The organism is Aquirufa echingensis (assembly GCF_042714525.1).
Lineage (GTDB): Bacteria > Bacteroidota > Bacteroidia > Cytophagales > Spirosomataceae > Aquirufa > Aquirufa echingensis.
In genome coordinates, this window is the sequence record NZ_JBBKYA010000002.1 from 49,273 (window position 1) to 75,180 (window position 25,908).

Annotated in this window: 20 protein-coding genes and 1 tRNA gene; 16 read left to right on the top strand and 5 right to left on the bottom strand. The window is 33.9% G+C overall.

Annotated elements, in window-relative coordinates; genetic code table 11:
• From SKC38_RS02965 to SKC38_RS03005, 9 genes are all read left to right on the top strand, one after another.
• Positions 1-816: a DUF2911 domain-containing protein gene (locus SKC38_RS02965; RefSeq protein ID WP_377974954.1), complete on the top strand. Its 816-nt coding sequence runs from the start codon at positions 1-3 to the stop codon at positions 814-816.
• A 60-nt stretch (positions 817-876) separates the two neighbouring features.
• The gene (gene hflX / locus SKC38_RS02970; protein WP_377974956.1) at positions 877-2,154 is read left to right on the top strand and encodes a GTPase HflX; all 1,278 of its coding nucleotides are present in this window, start codon (positions 877-879) and stop codon (positions 2,152-2,154) included.
• A gap of 72 nt (positions 2,155-2,226) precedes the next feature.
• A complete protein-coding gene (locus SKC38_RS02975) occupies positions 2,227-2,865 on the top strand; it encodes a Crp/Fnr family transcriptional regulator (RefSeq protein ID WP_377974958.1) in 639 nt (212 codons plus the stop codon).
• A gap of 343 nt (positions 2,866-3,208) precedes the next feature.
• Positions 3,209-3,280, top strand: a tRNA-Arg gene (locus SKC38_RS02980).
• A 233-nt stretch (positions 3,281-3,513) separates the two neighbouring features.
• Positions 3,514-4,158: a hypothetical protein gene (locus SKC38_RS02985; RefSeq protein WP_377974959.1), complete on the top strand. Its 645-nt coding sequence runs from the start codon at positions 3,514-3,516 to the stop codon at positions 4,156-4,158.
• Positions 4,159-4,353: 195 nt separating this feature from the next.
• Positions 4,354-4,884, top strand: a complete 531-nt coding sequence (locus tag SKC38_RS02990) for a hypothetical protein (RefSeq protein WP_377974961.1) — start codon at positions 4,354-4,356, stop codon at positions 4,882-4,884.
• Between the two features lie 21 nt (positions 4,885-4,905).
• Positions 4,906-5,220: a hypothetical protein gene (locus SKC38_RS02995; RefSeq protein ID WP_377974963.1), complete on the top strand. Its 315-nt coding sequence runs from the start codon at positions 4,906-4,908 to the stop codon at positions 5,218-5,220.
• 113 nt (positions 5,221-5,333) lie between these two features.
• The gene (locus SKC38_RS03000; protein ID WP_377974964.1) at positions 5,334-6,887 is read left to right on the top strand and encodes a ParB N-terminal domain-containing protein; all 1,554 of its coding nucleotides are present in this window, start codon (positions 5,334-5,336) and stop codon (positions 6,885-6,887) included.
• Between the two features lie 412 nt (positions 6,888-7,299).
• Positions 7,300-8,790 (top strand): tyrosine-type recombinase/integrase, encoded by a 1,491-nt coding sequence (locus tag SKC38_RS03005; protein WP_377974966.1) that lies wholly within the window; start codon positions 7,300-7,302, stop codon positions 8,788-8,790.
• 867 nt (positions 8,791-9,657) lie between these two features.
• Here the strand turns inward: SKC38_RS03005 and SKC38_RS03010 are convergent.
• Positions 9,658-10,794 (bottom strand): AbiH family protein, encoded by a 1,137-nt coding sequence (locus tag SKC38_RS03010; protein ID WP_377974968.1) that lies wholly within the window; start codon positions 10,792-10,794, stop codon positions 9,658-9,660.
• A gap of 177 nt (positions 10,795-10,971) precedes the next feature.
• On the opposite strand from SKC38_RS03010, the gene SKC38_RS03015 reads away from it, so the two are divergent.
• Both SKC38_RS03015 and SKC38_RS03020 read left to right on the top strand, forming a co-directional pair.
• Positions 10,972-11,652 carry a recombinase family protein gene (locus tag SKC38_RS03015; RefSeq protein ID WP_377974970.1) on the top strand — a complete coding sequence of 227 codons (681 nt, stop codon included), beginning with the start codon at positions 10,972-10,974 and terminating at the stop codon, positions 11,650-11,652.
• A gap of 468 nt (positions 11,653-12,120) precedes the next feature.
• Entirely contained in the window at positions 12,121-12,516 is a 396-nt protein-coding gene (locus SKC38_RS03020; RefSeq protein ID WP_377974972.1) for a hypothetical protein, read from the top strand.
• Between the two features lie 219 nt (positions 12,517-12,735).
• On the opposite strand, the gene SKC38_RS03025 is transcribed toward SKC38_RS03020, so the two are convergent.
• The 4 genes from SKC38_RS03025 to SKC38_RS03040 are packed head-to-tail and all read right to left on the bottom strand — an operon-like array spanning position 12,736 to position 19,018.
• Positions 12,736-13,200, bottom strand: a complete 465-nt coding sequence (locus SKC38_RS03025) for a hypothetical protein (protein WP_377974973.1) — start codon at positions 13,198-13,200, stop codon at positions 12,736-12,738.
• Between the two features lie 11 nt (positions 13,201-13,211).
• Positions 13,212-14,408 carry a GIY-YIG nuclease family protein gene (locus SKC38_RS03030; RefSeq protein ID WP_377974975.1) on the bottom strand — a complete coding sequence of 399 codons (1,197 nt, stop codon included), beginning with the start codon at positions 14,406-14,408 and terminating at the stop codon, positions 13,212-13,214.
• Complete coding sequence (locus SKC38_RS03035) at positions 14,401-16,329, bottom strand: DEAD/DEAH box helicase (protein ID WP_377974977.1); 1,929 nt, start codon at positions 16,327-16,329, stop codon at positions 14,401-14,403. The genes SKC38_RS03030 and SKC38_RS03035 overlap by 8 nt, the downstream gene beginning before the upstream one ends.
• 1 nt (position 16,330) lies before the next feature.
• Positions 16,331-19,018 (bottom strand): DNA methyltransferase, encoded by a 2,688-nt coding sequence (locus SKC38_RS03040; RefSeq protein WP_377974979.1) that lies wholly within the window; start codon positions 19,016-19,018, stop codon positions 16,331-16,333.
• Between the two features lie 257 nt (positions 19,019-19,275).
• On the opposite strand from SKC38_RS03040, the gene SKC38_RS03045 reads away from it, so the two are divergent.
• From SKC38_RS03045 to SKC38_RS03065, 5 genes are all read left to right on the top strand, one after another.
• Complete coding sequence (locus SKC38_RS03045) at positions 19,276-20,349, top strand: tetratricopeptide repeat protein (RefSeq protein ID WP_377974980.1); 1,074 nt, start codon at positions 19,276-19,278, stop codon at positions 20,347-20,349.
• A 106-nt stretch (positions 20,350-20,455) separates the two neighbouring features.
• Positions 20,456-20,932: a hypothetical protein gene (locus SKC38_RS03050; RefSeq protein WP_377974982.1), complete on the top strand. Its 477-nt coding sequence runs from the start codon at positions 20,456-20,458 to the stop codon at positions 20,930-20,932.
• 47 nt (positions 20,933-20,979) lie between these two features.
• Positions 20,980-22,443, top strand: a complete 1,464-nt coding sequence (locus SKC38_RS03055; protein ID WP_377974984.1) for a hypothetical protein — start codon at positions 20,980-20,982, stop codon at positions 22,441-22,443.
• A gap of 7 nt (positions 22,444-22,450) precedes the next feature.
• Positions 22,451-23,356: a hypothetical protein gene (locus SKC38_RS03060; RefSeq protein WP_377974985.1), complete on the top strand. Its 906-nt coding sequence runs from the start codon at positions 22,451-22,453 to the stop codon at positions 23,354-23,356.
• Between the two features lie 12 nt (positions 23,357-23,368).
• Entirely contained in the window at positions 23,369-25,906 is a 2,538-nt protein-coding gene (locus SKC38_RS03065) for an Hsp70 family protein (RefSeq protein ID WP_377974987.1), read from the top strand.
• Positions 25,907-25,908: the final 2 nt, after the last annotated feature.

A 25,908-nucleotide genomic window follows, 5' to 3' on the forward strand; every position in this document is an offset into this window, starting at 1 on the left:
ATGAAAAAAGTATTGATTTTGTGCTTGCTTGCGGTCAATGTATTCGCACAAGGTATTAAAACTCCTGCGCCAAGTCCCGGACAAAGCATCAAGCAAGACTTTTCTTTATCTTCAGTTGAAGTCAAATATTCCCGTCCTGTAATTAAAGGGCGTAAGATATTTGGTGATGTGGTTCCTTTCGGAAAATTATGGCGTACTGGTGCGAATGCACCTACGAGCATCACGTTCGGAGAAGATGTTAAAATTGCAGGTCAGCCTTTAAAAGCGGGTACTTACCAATTGATGACGATTCCTTCTCAATTTTCTTGGGAGATCCTCTTCAACAAAGGAACGAATGGCGTATTTAATTACAATCCAGCGGAGGACGTTTTGAAGGTGAAGTTGGCAACAACCACCCTAGCACAATCGGTTGAATCATTTTCCATTCAGTTTGCGAATGTGATTGCCAACAAAATGGATTTGGTAATTTCTTGGGAGAAGGTAGCCGTTTCCGTACCTATCGAAACAGAAATCGATTCAAAAATTGCCGCATCCATCGAAAAAGCAATGGCAGCGGACACAAGACCTTATTTTGAATCAGCTTCGTATTATTTTGAGACGGGTCGTGATTTAAAGAAAGCCTTGGAATGGGTTGGTAAAGCTGTTGAGGCAAATCCATCTGCTTATTGGATTTTGCATTTACAGGCAAAAATTCAGGCGAAGTTGGGCGATAAAGCAGGAGCCAAAGCAAGTGCTGAGAAATCAATCACCTTAGCCAAAGAAGGAAAGAACGAAGATTATGTAACCTTGAATCTTAAATTGATTCAAAGTTTATAAATTGAACTAAATTCGCATGAAAAGCCTTTCTTAACAGGAAGGCTTTTTTTAGCATTAGATATGAAGGAAGAATTAGGATTTAGTACGGGAGAAGAACAAGAAACAGCGGTACTCGTTGCGGTGACGACGCAGAAACAAAATGCGGTTCAAACGGCAGAGTATTTGGCAGAATTAGCCTTCTTAGCATCCACTTCAGGGGTGGTGACTTTGGCAAGTTTTACTCAAAACTTGGCCAAACCGGACAATCGTACCTATGTGGGTAAAGGGAAGTTGGATGACATCATCGCCTATGTTATTGCCAAAGACGTGGACATCATCATTTTTGATGACGACTTAAGTCCCTCGCAAGTTCGCAACATCGAATTAACGATTTCCTTATTAGGCAAAGAGATCAAAGTGTTAGATCGAAGTTTACTCATCTTGAACATCTTTGCTCAACGCGCTCAGACGGTTCAAGCTCGTACACAGGTAGAACTTGCCCAATACCAATATATGTTGCCACGTTTAACACGAATGTGGTCTCACCTTTCCAAACAACGGGGCGGTGTAGGTATGCGTGGTCCAGGTGAAAAAGAATTAGAGACTGACCGTCGGATCGCCAATGATCGTATTGCGTTCTTAAAAGACAAATTAACGGCGATTGATAAACAATCATATACCCAGCGAAAACACCGGGATCGTATGGTTCGCGTTTCGTTGGTGGGATATACCAATGTGGGTAAATCAACCTTAATGAAGAAATTAGCAAAGGCGGAAGTCTTTGCGGAGAATAAATTATTTGCGACCGTTGATTCAACCGTACGTAAAGTTGTTTGGGATGGAATTCCTTTTTTATTAACTGATACAGTGGGATTTATTCGCAAGCTCCCTACCCTCTTGATTGAGTCCTTTAAATCGACCTTGGATGAGGTACGTGAAGCAGATGTGTTATTGCACGTTGTGGATATTTCGCATCCCAATTTTGAGGAGCAAATTGAAGTAGTTCAAGGGATCTTAAACGAAATGGGAGCAGGTGATAAGCCAACGATTTTGGTATTCAATAAGATAGATCTTTACAACGTGGAAGATGTTTTCTTTGAAGGCGCTGCTGTGGATGAAGACGGGAATCCAGAATTGACCAAAATGGAACGTGTTACGCGTTTCTTAAAACAATCACACTGGCAAACGAACACACCCAAAACCGTATTCATTTCAGCAGAACAACGCTCAAATTTAGCAGAATTGCGGGAGATGGTCATGGATATCATTAAAGAAAAACACTTTCAAATTTTCCCGAATTGGCTGGATAGCAACCACTTGATGGGATATAATGATGGGGTGATACCGGAGGAGAGTTAAGAGGTAAGAGGTAAGAGTTAAGAGTTAAGAGCTAAGAGTGAAGAGCTAAGAGCTAAGCGTAAAGAGGTGTGAGTGGAATTTGTCAATTTAATGGTAAATTGCAATCCACATTTATATACCCCGTTAATGAAAGTTGGAGATCGATTTTTATCAAGCGAATATTTCAAGCTCGGTAAATCAAATCAATTCATCGATTGGTTTATCAAATTATGCTTTTCCAAAAAAATCAAAAAAGGAGAATTCTTATTAATTGAAGGCGACAAATGCGATAAAATCTACTACGTAGAGAAAGGAATTATTCGCATCTTTAGAACAGAAGAATCAAAAGAAATCACAACTTGGTTTGCTAAGGAAGGAGATTTCGTCACTAATGCTAACAGTTTCCATTTTGATAAACCTTCAAGAGAAAATTTTGAGGCCTTAGAGGATTGCGTCGTTTATGGAACCGATCGTGCAACTTATCGATTTCTGATTGAGAAATCATCAAGTTTTGCTTTATTTTCCGTCCATGAATTATTTTACAATTTGTGTGAATTTGAAAATCAATGTGAATTTTTAAGGTCATTAACAGCCAAGGAACGCATAGATTATATCAGTGAAAATTATCCCTATTTGTTAACGCGTGTAAAGAATAAATATTTGTCCTCATTTTTGAATATAGAAACCACATATCTTTCAAAATTATTAGCAAACAAAAAAACCTCAAATTAAAAATCTAAGGTTTTGCTTACTCCGTGTTCTATATAATTCCGTTAAGAAATTATCGACAAATTTAATTGTAATTCAATTAGGCAAACTTGCAATTTTACAAGTTTTCGTAATTATTTCATCCCCAATAATAGCATGAGTTTAGTATCTTTATGCACTGTTTAATTGGCGCTGTAGTTCAACGGATAGAATAGGCGTTTCCTAAAACGACTACTCTACTTGAAAATTAAATCATCTGAATATCAATTAGTTACATAAAAAAATAGACTAATTTTGTTCAAGTGTGTAACAAAAGTGTGTAACAAAGTACATTAAAATAGATTTAGTACTTTTGTGTGAGTGCTTTGACTGCATAGTTTAACGGATAAAACAAAAATTTCCTAAATTTTAGATATGGGTTCGATTCCCTTTGCGGTCACCGGTTGGTCTTCATGAAAATGGAGACCTTTTTTTATGTATTTACTTGAAGGAATTTTCCCGAATGTGAGGTAATTGTAACACCAACGCTTAAAAAAATTAAAAAATATGCGGATTAAAAGTGCCAAAAATGTCACCAAAGGCAGATTTCAAAAAAATATCAAAATTATTTTCAAAAAGTGTTGTTAATATTTGGGATAACTTTACTAGCTTTGTCCCAACAACAGCAAAACAATGCAAATAGAGCTACAGGACATATTGACGTATTTTGATGGTGCAGCAGCAGTAAATACCGCATTGCTCCTACTATTAGGTACGTTAATGCCAGAGCAAAATGCTGACGAAGAGTTGAAGGCTTTCTTGGAGAAGAATCCTCAAATTGCCGAATACGTAAAATCGAATATTCGTATCAAAAACAACTTGATTAGAATTTTTGATGACCAGTTCAAGAAAGAAGTTTTCTCAAAAGAGAGGAACGTTGAATACCTAAATCTGCTTAAGAATCTAAAGGTGAAAGTTGCAAACTTCTATATTGATAAGATTACTAATGATTCGATTAACGCAGGCAACACAAAACTGTTCTGCCAAGCACAGGATGAATTTGAGTTATTGTACATCCAGCTCCTAAAGTTTAGATTGGTGGTTTCTCCAAAAGTACAAATCGCAAAGAACACACATAACGAGACTAAGATTAAGTACTATTTCGCTAAAGGCTTTTGGATAAATGAAGAGGGAAAGGAATATAGAAAGTTCATAAAATCAGTAGGAAGAGTTGACGCATTCAAAGGTGGTAAGAATGACCATGAGCTGAACGAAGAAGCAGCAAAGAAAATACAAGAAGCGGCTTATGAAGCATACAAGAAAGAGTATACATCCTAAACATATTTTTTTAACTAGTACGTTATCCTAAAAATGAACATTACATAATTAACTATCAATAGTAAAGAGTGGGAGTGCTCTATTGCTAAAAGGCAATCACCTTGCCCCTATTACATCACCGGCGAAAGCCATATTTTTTTAACACTAGCGTTATCCTAAAAACAGAAACTACGGTAACGCATAACAAACAAAACAATGAATAACAACATCCAATACGAGTTCAACAAAGCTTTATATAGCCAAGGAACAAAAGGAATCGAAGTAGGTACTTCAACTTTTCAAGGTAAATATGCCAATCAGGTAATTACCAACCCATTCACTATTCCAAACGGGGATTCAATCATTGGCATCCATACTTTATTCATGGGAGAAATATATTATTTCATCGGCAAACACTCAATGACATTTGCACGTGAAATCATCATCCAGGCTTACAAACATCACATGAAAGAAAAATCAGCAGCCAAGCGACGTGAAACAAAAAAGCAAATCCACAAAATCATATTTGAAATGGTTTTAGGGAACCCTAAGGAGGCAAATGGCCACGAATTTTCTAATGCCATCCTAAACTACATCGCTCTCGACAACTCTATTATGCGCAAAGTTCTTGCTAATAAGGGTCAATCAATGGGCTTCGTCAACAACATAAGTCAAAATCAAACAGACTATAATCTTACAATGGAAATGGATTATGATATGTGGGAACGACACAGTTTAATCAAGTAAAACTCAAAACAAATATAGACAATGAAAACATCGACTAAAGAACAACAACAATTTGCTAATGCAATCAATGTTCACAAATCCCAAAATCCTGATTCAGTAAGTCTCCCGGTTAAGTATGATGAAGCAATCAAGGGGCATTCAATCGAAGGACATTTAGTATATGACTTCGATGAATTAGTCAACATCTACTTGGATGAAAACTCAGATGCCGAAGAAGAATTTGACTCATGGGAAGACTTTTACGACTGGGGAGCAGAAATTATTTTGAGAGAATACAGCCATAACCACTACGCGCTAAACAATTTACCTCCAATTTTCATTCATACTCACTTTTAAAATAACCTTATGAGAACTAGAATTAGAAGCCCTGCAAAACAGCAACTCATAAAAACAAAAATGTGCTAGGCTGCCACCTAACACACATTCTTAAATCAATAAATTAATTTATCATGTTAAAGTTAACTAAAAGTGCCGAGGAATTGAAAGCATTAATTCCTCAATCATTGGGTAGTATCTATAACTACTCTGAAATTGAAGACCTTAAGGTCGATATTATTGAAAATGGATTGCTAAACCCAATCCCATTATCAATTGATGGTATCCCATTAGATGGATACCGTAGAATTGCTGCCGCATTGGAAATCCCAGGTTTCGAGAATCTCGAGGTGATGATGACCAACTTAGAAACGTCGAAGGCAAACCGAATTGCTTTCAATAACCATAGAGAAAAGTCATGGGAAGACAAGCGAAATGAGTACATGGTTGCCTTTGAAACATTTGGCAAAAAACAAGGTCAAAGAGACCCATTGGTTGAGTACAACCGGTATGATGAAATCAATAAGAGAACAAAAAGCAAGTTTAAGGATAGAAAAACCTTAAAAGACTTGGAATGGATTCTTGAACGAGACATCGAACCTTATCCAATGTCAAAATGGATTTTTGCCAACAACAGCCCAATTTCTCCAATTAAGCAAATCATGAGCCTAACTGATTGGGAGAAGCAGGATTATGAGAAAATCATTCAGAAGGTGGTAAACTTTGTAGTTACCCCTTCAGCTGCCATGAAGGAAATTGAACTCCTAAAATCCATAGATGGCGAGAAAAACAACACCTTTACATTTCCTGAGAGCAACGGTCTTGAACCTAAAATCCATTTAGGAGATAAGGAAGACTTATTGATGACATTGAAAGAGAAAGAGGTCAGTGTTGTCTTCTTTGAATGTAGTAAGTTTAATAGCACTACGGACAATTTATCCACCTACGCTTTGAAAAGTGCGCTTCAAGTAAAACCCTTTACAGAGGAGAGAATGAAAGATACAGGTAGCTTAATGATTTACACCAAAGAAGTCTATCAAAATGGTTTTGCTTCAAGATTCCCTAACATGTTGATTGACAAAATCGAAAAAGAAACAGGTATGCGTTATAAGCAAACGTTTCATCTTAATCAGTCAAATTCATTCTCTGCTGCTGAGCCCAAGAAAGTTCTAAATGACACCATGACACACCTTTTATGGTTTGTTAAACGTGACAATTTCAGTAAGCATAAAAACCCGGAGTTTGTAATTGACAAATCCGAACTTGAGGATGTTAAAACATCAACATTCATCTATCGGTCTTGCACAAACTTTATTGACAATCAGCAATACATTGACCTTATCCAATCTGGATTGGCAAAAAAAACAGTGCCATTTGAAAAGGGTGACAAGTCTGTATTAGCTATTGAAAATGCTTCAGCGTTTCTCCCTATTACACTTTCAAGTAAAACTGAAGACCTGATTATTGACTTAACAATGGATAATGACATTGGAAGCCTTTCTGTTGCACTAAACCGAAGATATATTGGCACATCTGTCAATCCAAGTGTTGTAGCGAAAGCAAAGCAAAAAATTGCAGCAGCTTTAACAGCACGAAATGGAATTACACTTCCACCTTCGATTGTTGCAACATCTAAAAAGATGTACGCTAAGGCAAGTCCAATTAAAAAAGCCAAAGCAGTTGTCTAATTAATATGTGGTGATTGGATGATGCCAATCACCACATTATCTAAATAAACGAATCTTCTAATGCGTGGCTTCAATGACTATTTCCGGGACCATTTAAGGGATGAACTCGACTCAATTAATGGGTTGGGAACATTCTCATTGGATGTAAACCGAAAAATTCATTTAACCGAATTGAGATTACCATCAACTAAAAACGAATATACTATACGTGAAATTCTGGAGACTGAAGCTAAACTTATATCAGGGGAATTAGTGGAGGAAGTCAAGATTAACGAAAGCAAGATGATAGTAGAGGGCGAATTAATATACCTAGCGGCGATACGCTTGAGAAGAGTACTAATTTCCTACAAGATAGTATTTCCTGGTGCGAATAATCCATCAGGATTTAGTGTCATTAATCACTTCAACTAATATGAAACTATATTTCTACCTACGACCAACCAAAGGAAATTCCAAAGTAAGCACAATATACAAATGTCTCGAATTTAGTAGAGGCGTTACAGAAAGAAGCTCACTTCGAATTAAAATCCCCAATAAGCTTTGGGATAAAAGAGCCGAACGAGTGAAGGAATCAAATGAAATTAACTTCCAATCAATAAACTTCATTTTAAACCAACTTGAAGCAGAGTTCTTGTCTTCAAATAAGCAAATGACCAAAAGTGATAAAAATTGCTTTCTTGAATATGCCTATTCACATATTGAAAGTGAATATCAGAACGAAGAGACAAAGAAAAAATATACCACGATTATAAACTCACTTAAAAAATATTGTGGTGAAATACTGAACATCAATACCCTACCCTTCTCTGAATTAAGTAAAATCAGTTTTATTGAAGGTTATAAAAAGTGGGTTTTCATTCGTCAATACAACAATCGGGACACTACCCCTAAAAAAACGAAAACGGCGTTTAATTATGTCATTGTTATACAGAAATTCATCAAAGAGTATAATGCACATAACCCAGAAAAAACACCTATCACAACGATTCACTATACAAATGGAATCAAAAAATTTGAAGTAGAGGAACCTACAATGCTTCTTCCAGAGGATATTAACAAACTGATTAGCTATCAATCGAATAGTACCGGCAAGAGAGATTTTACTAATGATGCTAAACATCAATTTTTGTTTCAATTTTTCACATCAGGAATGCGTGTAAGTGACTTATTGCTCTTAAACTTCAAACATTTTGTTAAAGGTCGAATTGTGTTCAATGTTAAAAAAAGTGGCCGAAATGCTAGTATACTTTTTGATTACAACTCTGCAAAAGTTCTTGGCTATTTTTACCCTCAAGAGTTCGAGGAAGCGATAACTAGGAATAAGTTTATAGACCTAAAGTTGACAACCAAAGAAGTAGAGGAATTGAGCAAAATCGATTCAAGTTATGTTCCATTGACAGACTTCACCGTTCTTGACTTAAAGAAATTTAAACAATTCCTTAGTGAGGATAAGTTAAACGATAACACAAGAATGTTGAAGATTTTAGACGGTGTAATTGAACGATTGGAGTCAAATGTAGCTAACTCAATGTGTGAAATAATGAGTTCTAAGAATGAGGGATTTGTCTTTGACTACCTAAACTATGAAGACTTTAAAAACATACAGATTCGCCACAAAACTACATTTACGAAGGAACAAGTAAATAAACTTCACAGAGCCCGTACCAAATACAATGGCAGACTGAAAAGAATTGGTAAACGAATTGGAATCGAAAAACTTAGTAGCCATGTCAGTAGACATTCTTTTAGCTACTCTATGATACTTCAACAAGCTCGACCTGACCAAATTTCAATCTCATTAGTACACGCCAACCAATCTATAACAGAAGCATATATTAAAAGATTTCCAGACCATCACAGCGATGCTCCTATTAAGCGAGTACATTCTATGTACAAAGTATAGGGACAAGATAACCTCTGGGAAAATTCCCGGAGGTTACATTGTACTACAAATCTCAAGGAAGGAAAGAGTAATTTCAATTATTTCAAATCGAACTTTGGCCTGTACTCTTCCAACATTGTCCTCATCAATTCAGACAAAGTCTTATTCTCAATAAATAAAAGGTACTTTAATCTACGGTATTGACGATTAGTCAATCTAAGACTGATGTGATGTTCTAACGATTTGTTTTCCATCTAAATAAATATCAGGAAATAATATTTTAGCCAAAATGACTTTTCATGAAAAATGGCATATTTATATATGTAGGTTGTATTACAATTTACATCAAATAATGGACGGGCTAGTAACAGTGGCGTTATTTGATTAAGAACTACCACGGGAGCGAGATTCAAAGTTTAATACCAGCACAAAGTCGGAAGGTAGAATCTCAGGGTGAGTGAACACTCTTAAGTAGCTGACAAGGAAAAGTTTTCACTGATACTTTTCTACCGACTCAGAGGGAACAAGCTGATGGAGGGGTGTCGAACTAGTGTGAATACTAGGGAGGCATTCTCACGTCCAATCTAGAGGATTATTTCCTAGCGGAAACTAGAACTACTAGAAAACAAAAAACTAGAATGTTTAAAATACTAGAATTCTAGTACTAGTATAACAACTAGATACTGGAGAGAATTAATACCGGGAATAGTAAATTCTAGTAGAATTATACCGGGCAATTGTCGTAGAACATTTATCTATCAAATAGTTTCATTTAACAAGAACTAAACTGACAAAATCTCCATATCAGTATCTACAACCGGAATTATCATGTAACATTTAAGTATTTAAATTAGCATCTAGATATTGACCCATTCATTAAATTAATACCTATTGTTTTTTTAATTGCGGAATTATTGCGTGTCTATCAAAGGTAACAATTCTCTTACGTAACATTGGTTTATTGGCACAATGCCTGGAAACAGCAATTGTTTTCTGAAAATGGTCATCCTTACTCTTCACTTTTTCATCTTCAAAATGAAAAATCTTAATCAATTTACAATTAGAATCCTCAAATATTGTATTCAAAAGTGTTCTGTCAGAAAGTCCACATGAGTGACCCACTACATATACTTCATAATCTTTATCGAGAATGAAGTCAATTAATCTAAGGTAATTTGTAGAATTAGAATAGTAGAAAGTCTTAATGTAATTCAAAGAGGAGTTATTATCCTCATCTTCAATTTCTTGATACCTATTATGTAGGTCATCGCCATATCCAAAAATTACTGGATTCTCAGCACTTTCTACAATTCCATGGATTTGAATATGATTTAATTGATTATCAGACAAAGTCTTACTCAGTATTTTTTCTAAAGTTTTTGTGTAATTAAAATTCACAAAAAGTATTTTTTCCGGCTCACCAAATTCCTTTTTGTCATGAAGAGAACCAATATCAGAAATACTATCCTTTTCAATAAGTTTTCTAATAAAATCTAATAAAGAAGAATCATTTACTGGTACTTTGAAGTTACTGTCTGTCTTTACAATATATCTTTCCAATGCATTCAAAAGTTCTTCAAATTGTTTATTTAGCTGAACTATAATGGAATAGTCTCTTTCGAGTGCTGGTCTCTTTCTAATTGACTCAATCTTAGAAATTAAAATTTGAAAATATAATGATTCTATATCAACCCAATTGAGTCGACTCTTTTGTTTGAAAATTTGCTTTATCAATTCACCGGTATATTCCCATTTAAAGAGTTTAGTACAAGCTTTCTCTAATTCTTCTAATTTTTGATATTGGTCAATAATTTGACAGTAATCATCTTTATTATAACCATAAGTATTTTCTATTTTCATTAAAGAGTTTTCAACTTTTATTCCAAAAGCCATTTTGAAATTCTCTTTTAGATAATCAAGAATAAAATCATCATAAGAGGTTTTCATCCCACATGCAATATCAAATCCATTACCAACAATAACAATTCGATTATAAGTATACCTTTCTTCTTGAGGTTCGTCCATAATTCAATAATAGTAAAGTTGTAATTTGATAAATATTGGCTATAATCTAATATAATTTTCAAGAACAACTTCGTTTATGTTCCAAAAAAATAAGTGTTCCAATAAAATCCTTAAAGAATATTCCGGAACGTCGTTTTTTCTCTGGACATTTGAACCATATTAATCCAAAGCAATAAAATGGAACGCAAACAAGTGAACGTCGTCATTTTCTCACGTGTATCCTCAACAGGTGACCGGCAATCAAATGACAGGCAGACAAATGATTTAAAAGAATATGCTAATCGTATGGGATATAACTTAGTTGGAACTTATGAGGAAAAAATTAGTGGATTCTCAAAAACGGATGATAGAGTGGTTCTTACTCAACTTCTACATGACATCGACTATGGGATTGATGGAAGTATCAAAATAGACCGGGTGCTGACCAGTGAGCTCTCGAGAATAGCACGGAATGTGTTATCAGCTCTAACTGTAATTGAACTTCTAAATTCCCGTAAGGTGTCTTTGTATATAATGAATCATAATTTAGAAACACTAAATCCTGACCTATCAATAAATAGTATGGCCATGTTTATGGTTCAGATTCTCGCAAGCGTAGCGACTATGGAGGCAGAAACCACTAAAAATCGTTTCCAATCCGGATACCGTAATTTTATAGCCTCTGGAGGTAAAGTAGGCCGCAAGAAAGGTCAAACTATATCAGATGAAGATTTGATGACTAACCATAAAGATGTAGTCAAGCTTTTAAAGCGAAATCTTAGTATTCGTCAAATCTCTGGATTGACAAATAACAAGTCGTTGACAACAATTATGAAAGTAAAAAAGACAGCCTTAAGATTGGGTATTCTTACACCTTAAATCAAATTACATTTAATGTGATTGACGTCACCTCGTTTCTAATTTAAACATCCCGGTAAACGTCTTTGATTTTTGAAATGCAGTGAATTCACCAAAAACATCACCAGTAAATCTCAAAGAGGCATTACTGTATTATCCCGGTAAATGAAGGTCATGGTAGAAGCTGCTACCCGTGACCCCTCCCCTCCCTATAGGTGGTGTTGCCGGTTTCCCCCCTTATCACCAATAAAAACCTTTATATATATAAGGGGGACAATACCTCGAAAAAATGCTGGGCCAAAAATCTCCAAAAATCCGAACATTGGTCACTTTCTTGATATTTATTATAATAAAAGATAATATGAAAAATACCAATACTGAAACTACGGTTTCAAAGAAGATTATACTGACGGAATCTCAATTTGAACGCCTATATGGCCGTCTATCTCAAACCATAATGAACGAAGCTAAAACAAAGAAAACAAGAAGATGAGATTACAAGGATTAATTCAAATAGATGACAATTTCAATAAGGAAGATTTAAACAAATTGAAGGTGATAAACATAACTTTCACCGATACGAACGCACCATCAGTAATAAGTAACCTTGGACTGATTCCTGAGGTAAAATACTATGAAACTCTGTTCTTTAAAGTTTTGGAAGACCTAAATCTCAACGAGAATGATATGGTCGCTTTAACAAGTACATCATTAAAAGAGCTTATTTTCAACATTTCAATTTTATCGGCAATTCAACAAAAGAACGTAGAATTCATGAATGGCAACATGTACTATACCGCACCGCTAAGAAGGAATATACACCTAAAAGACGAAGACTTCGAATTAAATCTTGAAGATTACGAGATTGATGATTTAGATGATTAGTACAAGTATTTTACTTAACATGAAGTCATCAATACGGGTGGCTTCTTACAAGTTCCAACCACCATAATTCACAACACCCTCAATCTGATTCTCCACCACATCCTCCAATTGTGGAAAGAAATCGATACCGGTTCTTCTTTAAATCTCATCTACAGATACCGCAAAACTCTTAACTAGTGAAGATGAGCAAAATTTAAAAGAATGAGTCCCATTATAAATTTAAGAGGTCATTTTCTTCCTTAGTTCTTCAAGTTCTGCCCTAAGTTTAATATTCTCTTGCTCTAATTCATAAAATCGCCAATCGCGGCTAATAGGATGCTTCGTCATAGTCTCAACCAAAAAACTCATTACAATAGGAAATGCTTTTGTATGGTTCGGTCCAGATTTTAATATTTTATATGTTTTGGACGTAACAAAATCATATAATGAAAATTCAATAGAAAAATTTGAATTATAAGTGAAGGTAATTTTGGTGTCAATTAATTCAAGGTCATTAATTCTTAAATTGACGAATTGTTCCTTGGATTTGTAATAAATAAATGGGTCTTTATAGAACCTTCCATATTGTTGAATCATTGAAGCCTCTTCAAATACATAATAGTCTCCAGGCAACGAAAAAGCATCTTCTAAAGAGTTTTTCTCGATAAAGCTAAAATCTCCTTTATAAATTATAATAAACCCCATTTAAATCAGTTTTATGATTTCTCAATTATTTCCTCTCTTTCAAAATCGTATTTATAGTTAATTATCGTACCGGCAATAATAAAGTGAATAGCCTGCTCAATAACATGCAATGGAGCAATGAACCACTCTCTTGGTGTATGCCTATTGCCATTTTTATCGAAGACATCAATATTCAAACAAGCACTACCAAAGAATCCATGCACCAACTTCTCAAGTTTTTGTGGATTCATGTTATAACATTGATATGCCATTACAATTTTTACATCTGCCATCAAATACGTAGGTTCTATCGATGCATTTTTAATCCGCTCTTCAACTGAGGTCTTAGAGAATCCTATTTTAAATAGATTGATAAGCTCTTTTATCTCTGGCTTATCACTTTTGGACCTTAAAATATAGATGAATCCAGCAGCTTCATCCTCGTTATTTACATTATTAAACCTTTCAACAAATTCAGTATTCACCTTATCTGAATTCTCAGAAATCATCTTGCCATTTTCATACAGTCTTTTTTGTATTGAATTTCTAAGCATTTCTGATTCAGTGCCATTTTCAAAAATCAATCGTGTTCTACCATCCTCTCTAACTCTTTTCCCATCTGGTTTATAATGGTCAAATTGGGTAATATTAATTTTTTCAACATAAAAAATTATACCATTATGTACATAAAAAGACCCCTGTTGAATGTTGCCAAATTTAAAATCAACCAACTTACGTTTCCCTTCTTTTAATTCTTTTTGAACTGATACGAACAAATCTTTATAATCATTGAAGTTGTTGCACTTCTTTCTTCTTGCAACGAAATCAGCGCTTTCTCTATCTTTAAATTTGGTAACATGTTTTAACTCGAAAAGACCAGTACCATCATCCCCAAGTATTCCCAACGCGTCATCATTGAATACATCTTCAATTGAATTTATCTCTTTGGGTGTGTAATTCAATAAATCAAAGGAATCATGAGATTTTAAGGTTTCCAACTTTTCAGGATTTTCCCTTATGGACTTCAACCTTGAATACAACATATGTTCTTGAATGTCACCACCTAATTGAGGTTCCCGCTTCTTTTGTTCATAAAAGTTATTAATATCTTGAAATGAAGCTACTAACCTTTCATCCTCATTCCGCACAGGGTAGTTAGATGGCTTTATCTTAAGTAAATCCAACGGGTCATTCTCAAATATCTCTTTTAATAACTTATCCCTATCCATTATTTGCTTGTCGTTTTTGCTCCTTCAAATAAATAATTGCTTCGGCCATCCTAATTTCTAACGGGTCTGACGAGGTAAGCTTCGGCTCTCTTGTATGAGTTTTTACAAAGTCATTAATCTTTGGCCACAGGATAAGCGCTTCTTCAAGTGTCATTTGAATTCTTGTTGCCGCAATCACATCTTGAATGACTCTTAAAACCTTTGTAGTTACATCTTTTGATAATATCTCAAATGCCTTTTGGAAAGGATTAATACGGTCTATCAAATCAATATCTAAATCATCAATATTAACAAATTGACCAGCCATTCTAATAAATCGCTTATCACCTACTTCTTTGATTTCTCCACCCTTAATTACGGAGTCAACAACTACATACTCTCTAACTTCTTCTCTTTCCTCATCAGTTAGGTCTGGATATGTAATCTGAATGATTTTGGGAATTAAAACCTTATTTATTACCTCAGGGTCAAGATTCCCTGAAATAGATTTCAGAATAGTTTCATCTTGAAGAATTTTAGCCTTCAAGTCATTTAAATCAGACTCTACAATATCTTTTACCCGTTTTGTGGATGGAGTTTTAAATCCTCTAATCTTGATTTCACCGGGTCCAGCTTTATCCTCATCGTTAATTTTTGTTTTAAACTTGAAGTTCGGTGCCAAAACCTGTTCCATCAACAATGATGCTGTAATGGCTTTTAACATATTGTTTACGGACAATCTAACTAAATCGTCTGCAGCATCAGGTTGAGCAATCAAGTTGGTAAATTGTGCATGTGACTTATTATCACTATCTCTTGTACACCGACCAATGATTTGAATTATCTCTGTTAATGAGCCTCTATAACCAACGGTTAATGCGTGCTCACAATATGGCCAATCAAATCCTTCCTTTGCCATTCCTAAGGCAATTATTAAGTCCATATCATCAACAGACTTAATTTCCCTCAGATAAGCAACGACCTTTTCTCTGTCTTTTGGATTATCATTTACAAGGTCTGCAACCTTAAGTAATTTACCATCAGACTTTCTTTTAACATGAATAATTCCGGTCTCAGAATCAACTTTAACAACATCACCAATTGCATCCAATATAGTATCAACTTCTTGGTGTTTATCTTTGGTAGACTCACCTGAATTGACATTAGGAATATGTAAAATGGTTTTCTTATCAGTGTCTAAAATCTCCAGGATTGCATTTGTATAACGACCTTGATAAAAATGGTATCCAATACCAAGTGATTTAAGGTACTTGTATCCATTTAGTTGCTCGTAATAGTTGTATGTAACCTTCGTAAACTTAGCTTCATCCTCCGGCATAAGAACAGGTACACTATCTCCTCTAAAATATGAACCAGTCATTGCAACTATATGAGCAGTTGACTTTAACATTATGCTTCTCAACAACTCTCCTAACCTACTATCCGAGTCTGCTGACACGTGATGGAATTCATCTATTGCAAGTAAAATATTATTGAATTTCACCTCATCTAATTCCTCAAATGCAAACCGAAGTGTTGCATGCGTGCAAATCAAGATTTTCTCATCATTCTCCAAGAAGTTCTTGAATGCTTGAACTTTACTTTTGCTACCATCCATACCTGGTGTACAGAGGTTGTATTCATCATTCGGCTCCCAATTAGCGAAGAATCCTGTTTCCTTTAGGTTTGTTGATTGAAATGAGCCACCAATGGATTTCTCCGGCACTGCCACGATAACCTTTTTTAATCCTTGATTTACAAGCTTATCCAATGCAATAAACATTAGAGCCCGGGACTTCCCCGATGCTGGCGGGGCCTTCAATAGAAGATACTGTGCATCCCTTGCCTGATATGCTTTCTCTTGCATCTCACGCATTCCATAAGCGTTGTTTTTTGAACTCTGTCCAGATTGGGAATAGGTTACATGAACTATATCGGGCATATTATTTCTTTTTCTTTTTAGGTTTAGATTCCATTTCGAAGAGAGTCCCTCTCGACTTCTCTTCTTCTATCATTTGCTCATAAAGTTTAAATAGATATTCCAATCGTTCTTCATCACTTTCAAAAGGTTTAGAACGATAGCATCTCTCTACTGCAAGGTCTAATTGATGGTGGGCATCCTTTAAACTATCAGGCATTTTATCTGGGTCATACAATTGTGCGAGTGTTTTTTCGGAATGTTTTTCCCTTTGCTCTAAAATCAAAAAAGTGTATCTATTTAAATCCAATTTAAGATTTTCATTTACACATAGAAAAGGAAAAGTATTATAGCACAAAGCCGTAGAATAACGATAATCTGACTTTAACCTGCCTGCAACAGCCCTAAGCCAAGTCATGTGCATTTTGGAGTTTATTAAAGCAAACACCCATGGCTCTGAATCATAAATTGCATTAGCAGAGTTACTTATTACGGTTTCTTCATTTAAAAATCCTATAGGTATATATTCTCTTCTTTCTGATGAAGTGGCAGGAACTATAATAGAATTTGATTTCTTGTATCTTATCTCTGCAAATTTATAGGGGACATTAGAAAGTAGATTAGTAGCTTCTCTATCGCTTTTTTCTCTATGATTTTTAACCTGATTAACTCTTTGTTCAATTCTTTTAATTTTCAATGCCTCATGTAAATCACTCTCTTCTATCCAAATACACCATCGAGGTGAATTATTAATGAACTCTTTGGACCCAGCAAATTTTTTAATATAATTTGTTGATTTAGGTTCTGAAGAAATTAATTCAGTATACTCCTCTTCTGATAAAGTTAAAAATCCCCCATCGTTTGGCATACTACCAAAATTCATTTCAGGTAATTTAGATAATGGAGTTCTTCTACTGTAAATAAAAATATTTTCACCATTAATTAAATATGAATTAATATTATTAACACCTATTCTAATATTGTTTTCATACATATACTTTGGCTTGGCTGAATTATTTCTTAGCCCAATAATTATTACAATAACAGCAGCATTGGACTTCGCATTATTTGTCCATTTAAATGATTTATGTACAAAATCAATTTCCACATTATTTAATATACTAGGCCACAAAATTGAAACCTGGGAGCCTTGACAAATTGAATTTGTGGAAACAAAAGCACATTTAGAGTTAATATTTAAAATATAATTTGAAGCTTTAAAAAACCAGGGAGCTATATAATCTAAATCGTTATAACCATTTAAATTGCCCTTAAAAACTAACTCCATATCTTCCTTTTGTGAATCAGATAAAAGTCTTGCACCTAGATAAGGAGGATTACCAAAAATATAAATTTCATCATTTATTACTTTGGGACATACATTTTCCCATATTAATCTACAAGCATTTCCATGAACAATGCTTCCTGATGAAGTTAAAGGTAAAGCTGGCTTACCTATTCCAAATTCCTTGAAGAAAAGCTGATTCATTTGATGTTCTGCCAGCCAAAGTGAAAGTATAGCAACTTCATGTGCAAAATCATCAAACTCTATGCCATAAAATTGACTTAAACTGATGTTTGAAAGAACCATTTCCTTAAGCTCCTTGATAATTTTCATTTCAAGTTTTCTCAACTCTTTATAGGCAATGATTAGAAAATTCCCACTACCACATGCTGGGTCAAAATACTTTGTCTTCCATAATCTGTTTAATAGAAAGCGTAACGCTTTGGGATTTCCTTTGGATGCTTCAAACTCCTCATTAAAGTCATTTAAAAACAACGGCTCTATAACTTTCATTATATTAGGCACGCTGGTGTAATGCATCCCTAATCCACCACGATGTTCTGGCGTAATAACAGCCTGAATCATTGAACCGAAAATGTCAGGGTTTATCGCACTCCAATCAAGTTCTCCGCTTTCAATAATAAGTTGACGACTCTTTCTACTGAATTTTGGAAGTCCATGTTGATTTCTAAATAACCCCCCATTCACATACGGAAATGCATCAAGATATGCTGGTAAACTTCCTCTGTCACTATTGGGGAGATTCATTATTTGAAATAACCTTTCAAAATGAGAATCTAAATCACTTCCATCATCCTGAGTGTGATTGATAACACTATGAGTAAACTGACTTTTTTCAAAGATATTTGTATCCTCGGCAAAGAAGCAGAACAATAAGCGTGTTAAGAATACATTAAGGTCATGCACTTCAGCTTCTGTATCAGTAGAGTTATCTTTCTTGATTTCATCATACAGTTTACCCATCCTCTCTGCAGCTTTAACATCTGCGGGATTTTCGAACTGATGTTGAGCTTTTTCCATACCTGCGAGTGGTAAGAAAAAATCGAAATGTCTATCTAATTCAAGTAGCGGTGTATCGAGAGAGTCGCCTGTCTTTGTATCAATTGACAATAAGGTTTCATAATCAGTAACAATGATAAACCTTGGTGAATGCCCTGTTACTTTAGGGTCTGATTTGATGGAATCTATTAAAAGGTGTAGGTCAATGGAATTAGAAACCCTGAAGAACACTTTTTTCTTCCACAGTATTTCACCGTGATTTTTTGATAGATTTAATCCTCCTTCTTGAAGTCTTTTAACGGTAGCCTTAGGAGTTCCAAAACAAGATATGAAATCGTAAAAAAACGATTCTTCATTAATCGATTTGACTAAGTCTTCAACACTTTGACCTATTTGGGTAACATTCATTTCTTACAGGGAATCAGAATTTTATTCATTAAACTGCATTCAAAGTAAAATTTACGAAAATTCTCAGTCAAATGAATATTCCTGCTTCGAATTCTAACAAATCAATAAAAAGTCAAATAATTAATTACCATTTAATAAGTGATTTTCTAAATCCAAGCCGCATTGACAAAATACACACCTTTTTTGCGTTTTTTCTTAGGCAATAAATTGATTTAATTACGGTTTATGGACTGTCTAAAATAAAAATCTATACTAAAATGAAACACATATTCCTCTGCATTCTGATTTGCTTATCTTTCAATTCGTTCTCGCAAAATGCTGAATTGTATAAAACCAAAGCTAAACAGTTTTTCGAGGCAGGTAAATATAAAGAAGCAATATCCAATTTAAACTTAGCCCTAAAAATTAATCCAAAAGATGCTAAGGCAATTAAAAATAGAGCAATGTGCTATGAAAAACTAGAAAATTATGAGTTGGCTGTAAAGGATTACATTGAACTTTTAAAATATGATAAATCTGGTGAAACTTATGGTGCAGTGGCGTATGAATATATGTTGCTAAATAAAGATAAAGAAGCTAGAGAATACTTAACCCAAGCAATCGCATTAGAACCAAAAGTCGTAAACTATCGATACAACTTAGGTTTAACATACCAATCAGAGAAAGAGTATGAAGAGGCTATTAAAATCTATGATGAAGGTTTGAAAATATCTCCTAACCATATTAGGATTAAAGTTTCAAAATCAAGGTGTCTAGTATTTTTAAAACAATTTGAAAAAGCAAGAGCTGTTGTTGATAGCTTTTTCTTGGAAAAGAACTTTGATGCCGATATGTTATTAATAAGAGGTGATATTAAGAAACATTTTGGAAAGATTGAAGACGCCCTAAATGATTACAGCCGAGCTTTAGCAATATTACCAGATGATATAGAATTACTAAATAGGTCAGCAAACTGCTTAGCAGATTTAAAGTACTTTGACGAAGAAGTTGCAATTAGAAAAAGAACAGTTGATTTACTCTTTAAATACCAAGAAAAAAATGACTACAAAGCATTATCTCTTGCAATGCTAGGTATTGCTCAAGATGGCGCTCTTTTATATGAAGATGCTCTTGAGAGTTTCAATGAAAGTATAAAATTGGATGCTACAGAGGCTAGTATATATTTCTATAGAAGTATAGTAAAAGCAAAACTAAAGGATAACGAAGGCGCTTGCCAAGATATTAAAAAAGCAAAAGAGTTAAACCCTGATGAATCAGATGGATATGACCAGTATTTCGAAGACGATGCCGAATTCGCAGATTTTCTAAACTACTGCATGCCCAATCCATGATTTATCTCAGATACACCATTAATAAATTAAAATATGGCCATTAAATAAGTCATTATTGCTTTTTAAGTAATTAAATATTAATATTCTTTAATAATTGTTTTTGTTTATGTACAAAGAACCCTTAGACTTAATTTTTGGTGGGATAGGATTACTGACCATTATATTAAATAGATTCTATATCAATAGAAAAAAATGGTATTGGTTTATAATATTTGCCTTTGCTTCATTTTACGCAGGATACAAAGTAAATGAAGTAATTATATTAACAAATGGTAATCGTCATTCGACATATTCTACATTTTACTCATCATATGACTACAAGTTTAAAAATGGAAGTGTTAAAACTCTTTTGATAAATAATAATACCATAATAAACGATTCTGATTACCCGGTAATTATTGAAAAAGTACATTATAGCTCGATGGGAGGTACTAATAATGAAAACCCTTATGTAGCGACAATTTATCCTTACACTAACAATAATTCATTGCCTAGAATTGATTACATATTTGAAGAACCTCCTCAAAAAATATCAGAAAAAGGAGGAAGTGATACAAAAACAAGATACTGGTTACACTATTGAAATTTAATACCATTCAGATTATAAGTACTGATAATTTATTGTAGAATATGAATTTAATACAAAACAACCCCTACCGAATTATCGGATTACTTGCCGGAGCATCAGCCAAAGAAAAAGATAAACAATCAAAGCGCCTGCTACAGTATTTAGATGCCGAACAGGAACCAGAAAATGATTTTAGCTTCTCAACTTTAGATGGACTAACTCGGACAACAACTATTGTAAAAGAATCAATAACTGCACTAAGTCTTAATATTGATAAAATCAAACATGCTTTATTTTGGTTTTATAATGGCAATCCAATTACGGATGAACCTGCATTTGATGCTATCAAAGAAAATGATATTTACACGGCCTCGGATATATGGGAAAAATTAGTTTTTGACAAAAAAATCACGAAAAGAAATGCCTCAGCTTCTAGCAATTTAGCTACTTTGTATTTGAGTGGTTTTAATGATAATGGCTTGACAACAGAAATTTTACGAAAAGGCATCACGCTCAAATTACTTTATTTGGAGAGTGCTTTTAGTGATGAATTTATCCGGCAGGCTACAGATGAAACATTTAATACTACCAAAAACGAGCTACAGCTCTTATTTCTTAATCAAGTAAAATCGGAAATTGAGAAATCAGGAGCTATTTCAACAAGTGAATTCCTTGAAATAGTTAATTCAATTGAATTCACAGCCAAATCCCTATTTATCAAAGAGTTTGTTCAAAAGCCCATTGAACAAATAGAGTTAAAATTAGAAGAATCTAAAAACAAGAGAAAGGCAAATAAAGCCGAAGCTCTTAAAATTGGTCAAAATTTAAGAAAGACCACTCATGACCTTTTAATTCAAATTGAAAATTTAATTGGTAAAGATGATTTAAAGTACGCAACTATCGCAGATAAATTAGCAAATGAAATTTTACAGTGTAGTATTGAATACTTCAACTTCTGCCAAGACAACAAATCAAACTCGACCTACATTGAAACGTCAATAGAGTTAGCTAAAGGAGCTAAAAGTATTGCAAAAGGAAAACTGGCTAAAGATAGAATTGCAGACAACCTTTCAACAATGGAAGGCATGAAGGATAAGGAAATCAACAATGCAATAGACTTACTAAAGTCCATTAAAAAGGCTTTTGAAGAAAATAAAGCAAAGATAAATCTTGAAGTCATGTCTATGAAGTTGGGCTATAATCAAACGATAAATTGGAGTAAAGTAGAAAATATGATTGCGAATTCACTTGATTGGGATAAAGTTGTAAGTCTAATAAAAGAAGTAATCCCTCAATCAAACATAGAGAAAATAAAAAATTCAAGTAATCAAGCAGACCTTACTGAATACAAAAATCTGGCTACGTGGGTATTTGGAAAATTAAAATATTCACAAAAAACACAAGTCAAATACATTTGCTATTGGGACACATCTCCTACGGTTCCTACATCTGACGACTTCCCACTGTGGGCGAAATGGGCAATTGGAATTGTCATCTTTTTCATCTTAACAAAAGCTTGCAATTAATAACATTATGAAAACAATAATATCCGTAGTAATACTTACATTTTTCTCTTTTTGTACCTTAGGACAAATTACAAAAGACGAATTAGATAAAGAAATAAAGTCTTTGAATCAAAAGATATTGTCTTTACAAAATGAAAACACAAGAATTAAAAAGAATTCAGAAGAGATTAACAGGAAATTGACAACTAACAATAACCTAATAACTAAACTTGAGAATAAAAATCAAGAATTGGCGCTAAATCTTGAAGACTCAAAAAAAGAGCTCCTTTCTAAAATTGTTGAAATTGAAAGTAAAAGTGAAAGTAGAATAACAAATGTTTCTCAGTCCTTATCCATTAAGACATTATGGGGAATTATTGCCTTTCTTGCTGCAATAATTTTATCAGCATTTTTATTTTGGTTATTTGACAAAAGACAAAAATTAGAAAAAATTGAATTCGCCAACCAATTGAATAAAACAAAAAATATAATTGAGGATAACTTAGAGAAGGAATTCGAAAAACAAGGTCATGTTATTGAAGCTCAAATTCGCTTGATTGAACATCAAATGTCAAGCATTGGAAATGCTACATCAATTCAAAATCAAGACCATTCATTAGCATTAAAGGTTGCTGACGAATTAACATTAATTGAAAGAACGATTAGTCTTATGGATTCCGGGACCAAAGGGCTCAAACAACTTAGTAGGTCACTTGAAAAAATAAAAGATAATTTAGCATCCAACGGTTACGAAATTCCAGTTTTACTTGGTAAACCTTTTAATCAAGGCATGAAAATCATTCCAGTAAGTACTATTCCCGATGAAACCTTAGATGCCGGTGTTGAAATTATCACCAAAATAATTAAACCTCAGGTAAATTTTAATGACAAAATGATTCAAGCTGCTCAAATTGAAGTTTCAGTTGGGTACTAATATTATATAACTATGAGAAATAAAATTGACTACGGAATTGATTTAGGTACCACAAATTCAGCAATTGTTAGAATGGAAAATGGTGTACCTGTGGTTAAAAAAACAGACAAACAGGCAGATACACTTCCTTCTTGTGTATATATAAACAAGAAAAAAGAACTTCAGGTTGGGGAAATTCCATATCATAATATGAAAGCCGATGCCATCCGGGCGTTAAGAGATTTTAAAAAAGCAGATTCTAATACTTTTATTGAGTTTAAAAGAACAATGGGAACAACCCATAATTACGAATCAAGTAATTATGGAAAATCCATTTCTCCAGTTGAATTATCTGCTGAAATTCTAAAGACATTAAAATCTTTTATCTCAGATGAGAATCTAAATTCTATTGTAATTACTGTCCCTGCTAAATTTCTAAACCCACAAAATGAAGCAACAATGCAGGCCGCAAAACTTGCTGGGTTCAAGCATGTAGAACTTTTACAGGAACCGGTAGCTGCAGCAACAGCGTATGGCCTTGGCTCTAAAAACAAAGATGGTTATTGGCTGGTATTTGACTTTGGAGGAGGTACATTTGATGCAGCATTAATAAAATCTGAAGAAGGTATTTTATCTGTTTTGGACACAGATGGAGATGCCTGGTTGGGAGGAAAAAATTTAGATGAAGCAATTGTAGACCAAATTATTCTACCGTATCTACAAGAGAATTATGCAATTGAAAGTTTATTAGATGACATTGAAAAAAAAGAAATTCTAAGAAGCGCCGTTAAATTTTCTGCTGAAGAGGCTAAAATTCAACTGTCTCTAAAAGAATCATGGAATATTCTATCAAATTTAGGTGATTTACCTTTTGAAGATGAAAATGGCGAAGAACCTGAAATTGATATTACAATTAACCAGGAGGACTTGGAAAAAGTCTTTAGGCCAATCTTCCAAAAAGCCATTGACATCACCAATAATTTAATAAGCAGAAACAATCTTAAAGGAGCTGATTTAGGTGCATTAATTTTAGTTGGAGGCCCCACATACTCGCCAATTTTAAGAAAAATGCTTAAAGAACAAGTTTCTGAGAATATTGACACTTCCGTTGACCCAATGACGGTAGTAGCAAAAGGCGCTGCCCTTTTTGCATCAACAATTTCTATTTCTGATGAGGTGAAAGAAATATCAAGAGACTCTACCAAGATTCAACTTGATATTAAATATGAGGCAACAACTGTAGAATTGGATAGTTTAATAAATCTAAAAATTTTAAAAGATAAATCAAGTGAAATCCTTCCTGATAAGATTTTTGCAGAAGTTACACGTTTTGATGGAGGTTGGTCAAGTGGCAAAAAAATCATAGGTGAAAAAGCTTCAATTATTGAAGTATTATTAGTCGAAGGTCGCTCAAATTCATTCGACATAACTCTATATGATGAAACTGGAAATAAATTAGAATGTCAACCAAACCAATTTAGTGTTTTACAAGGTATAGGTGGATTAGATGGCATGCAAGTACTTCCATACCATATCGGAATTGGTAAATTTTTTATAAGTGAAGGGAAAGATTTATTTAAATCAATACCAAATTTAGAGAAGAACAAACCACTTAGAAACGGCATAGTAGGAATCTTAAATGATAATCGAACTAGGAGCGCAATTAGACCAGGTATTGCGAGTGATAAATTAAGAATACCTATTTATCAAGGAGAATTTGGTGCAGATGGCTCTAATCCATTGCTCAATAACCTTGTCACTGAGGTAGTAATTACTGGAGAAGATTTACCTGCATTATTGCCTGAAGGAAGTGAAGTTGAAATAACTATCAAGATTGATAGTTCACAACTCATGAAGTTTAGTGCATACTTCCCTCTGCTTAATCATACTGAAGAATTACAAGTAGATATAAATAACACGGAACCTCCAACTGAAGAATTACTAAATAATGAAATATCAAAAGCAAAAAAAGTAGCTAAAAAAGTTAATGATTCGGACGTTTCAAATAATCTAGATGAACTTGAAGTTCAGTTAGAGAATGAAAAAGGAAGTGCTGATGGCAAAATGAAAATCTTAGACAGCCTAAGAAAAGAACTATTAATTCTTGATAAAGCGGAAAAACTCGCAGAATGGCCAAAAATAGAAAAAGCCCTTAAAGATTCCTTTTTCGAATGGGAGGAACTAATTAACAAAATTGAAGATAACAATGATGATGGGGAAATCGATATAGATAAAGTCAAATCAAACAATATTGAATTCAAAAATACTATCGAGCAAATAATTAGACAAAAAGACAGTAAGGCAGCAAAAGAGTTGACAGATATAATTGTTGGTTTAATTATAGAATTAAGAAATTCCTTAACTGGTGGTGATGTAGACAGGAGAAGAATTGAATATCATGATAAAGAATTCAATAATATATCATGGAAAGATAAAAATAAAGCTCGTGTGTTGGTTAATCAAGGCTTGAAATTAATCGAAGAAGGAAAAACCAATCAACTAAAGTCGATTTTATATCAAATATGGGATTTGCGAATCGATTCGGATGAAGGGGGAGACACTTTAAGTTAATA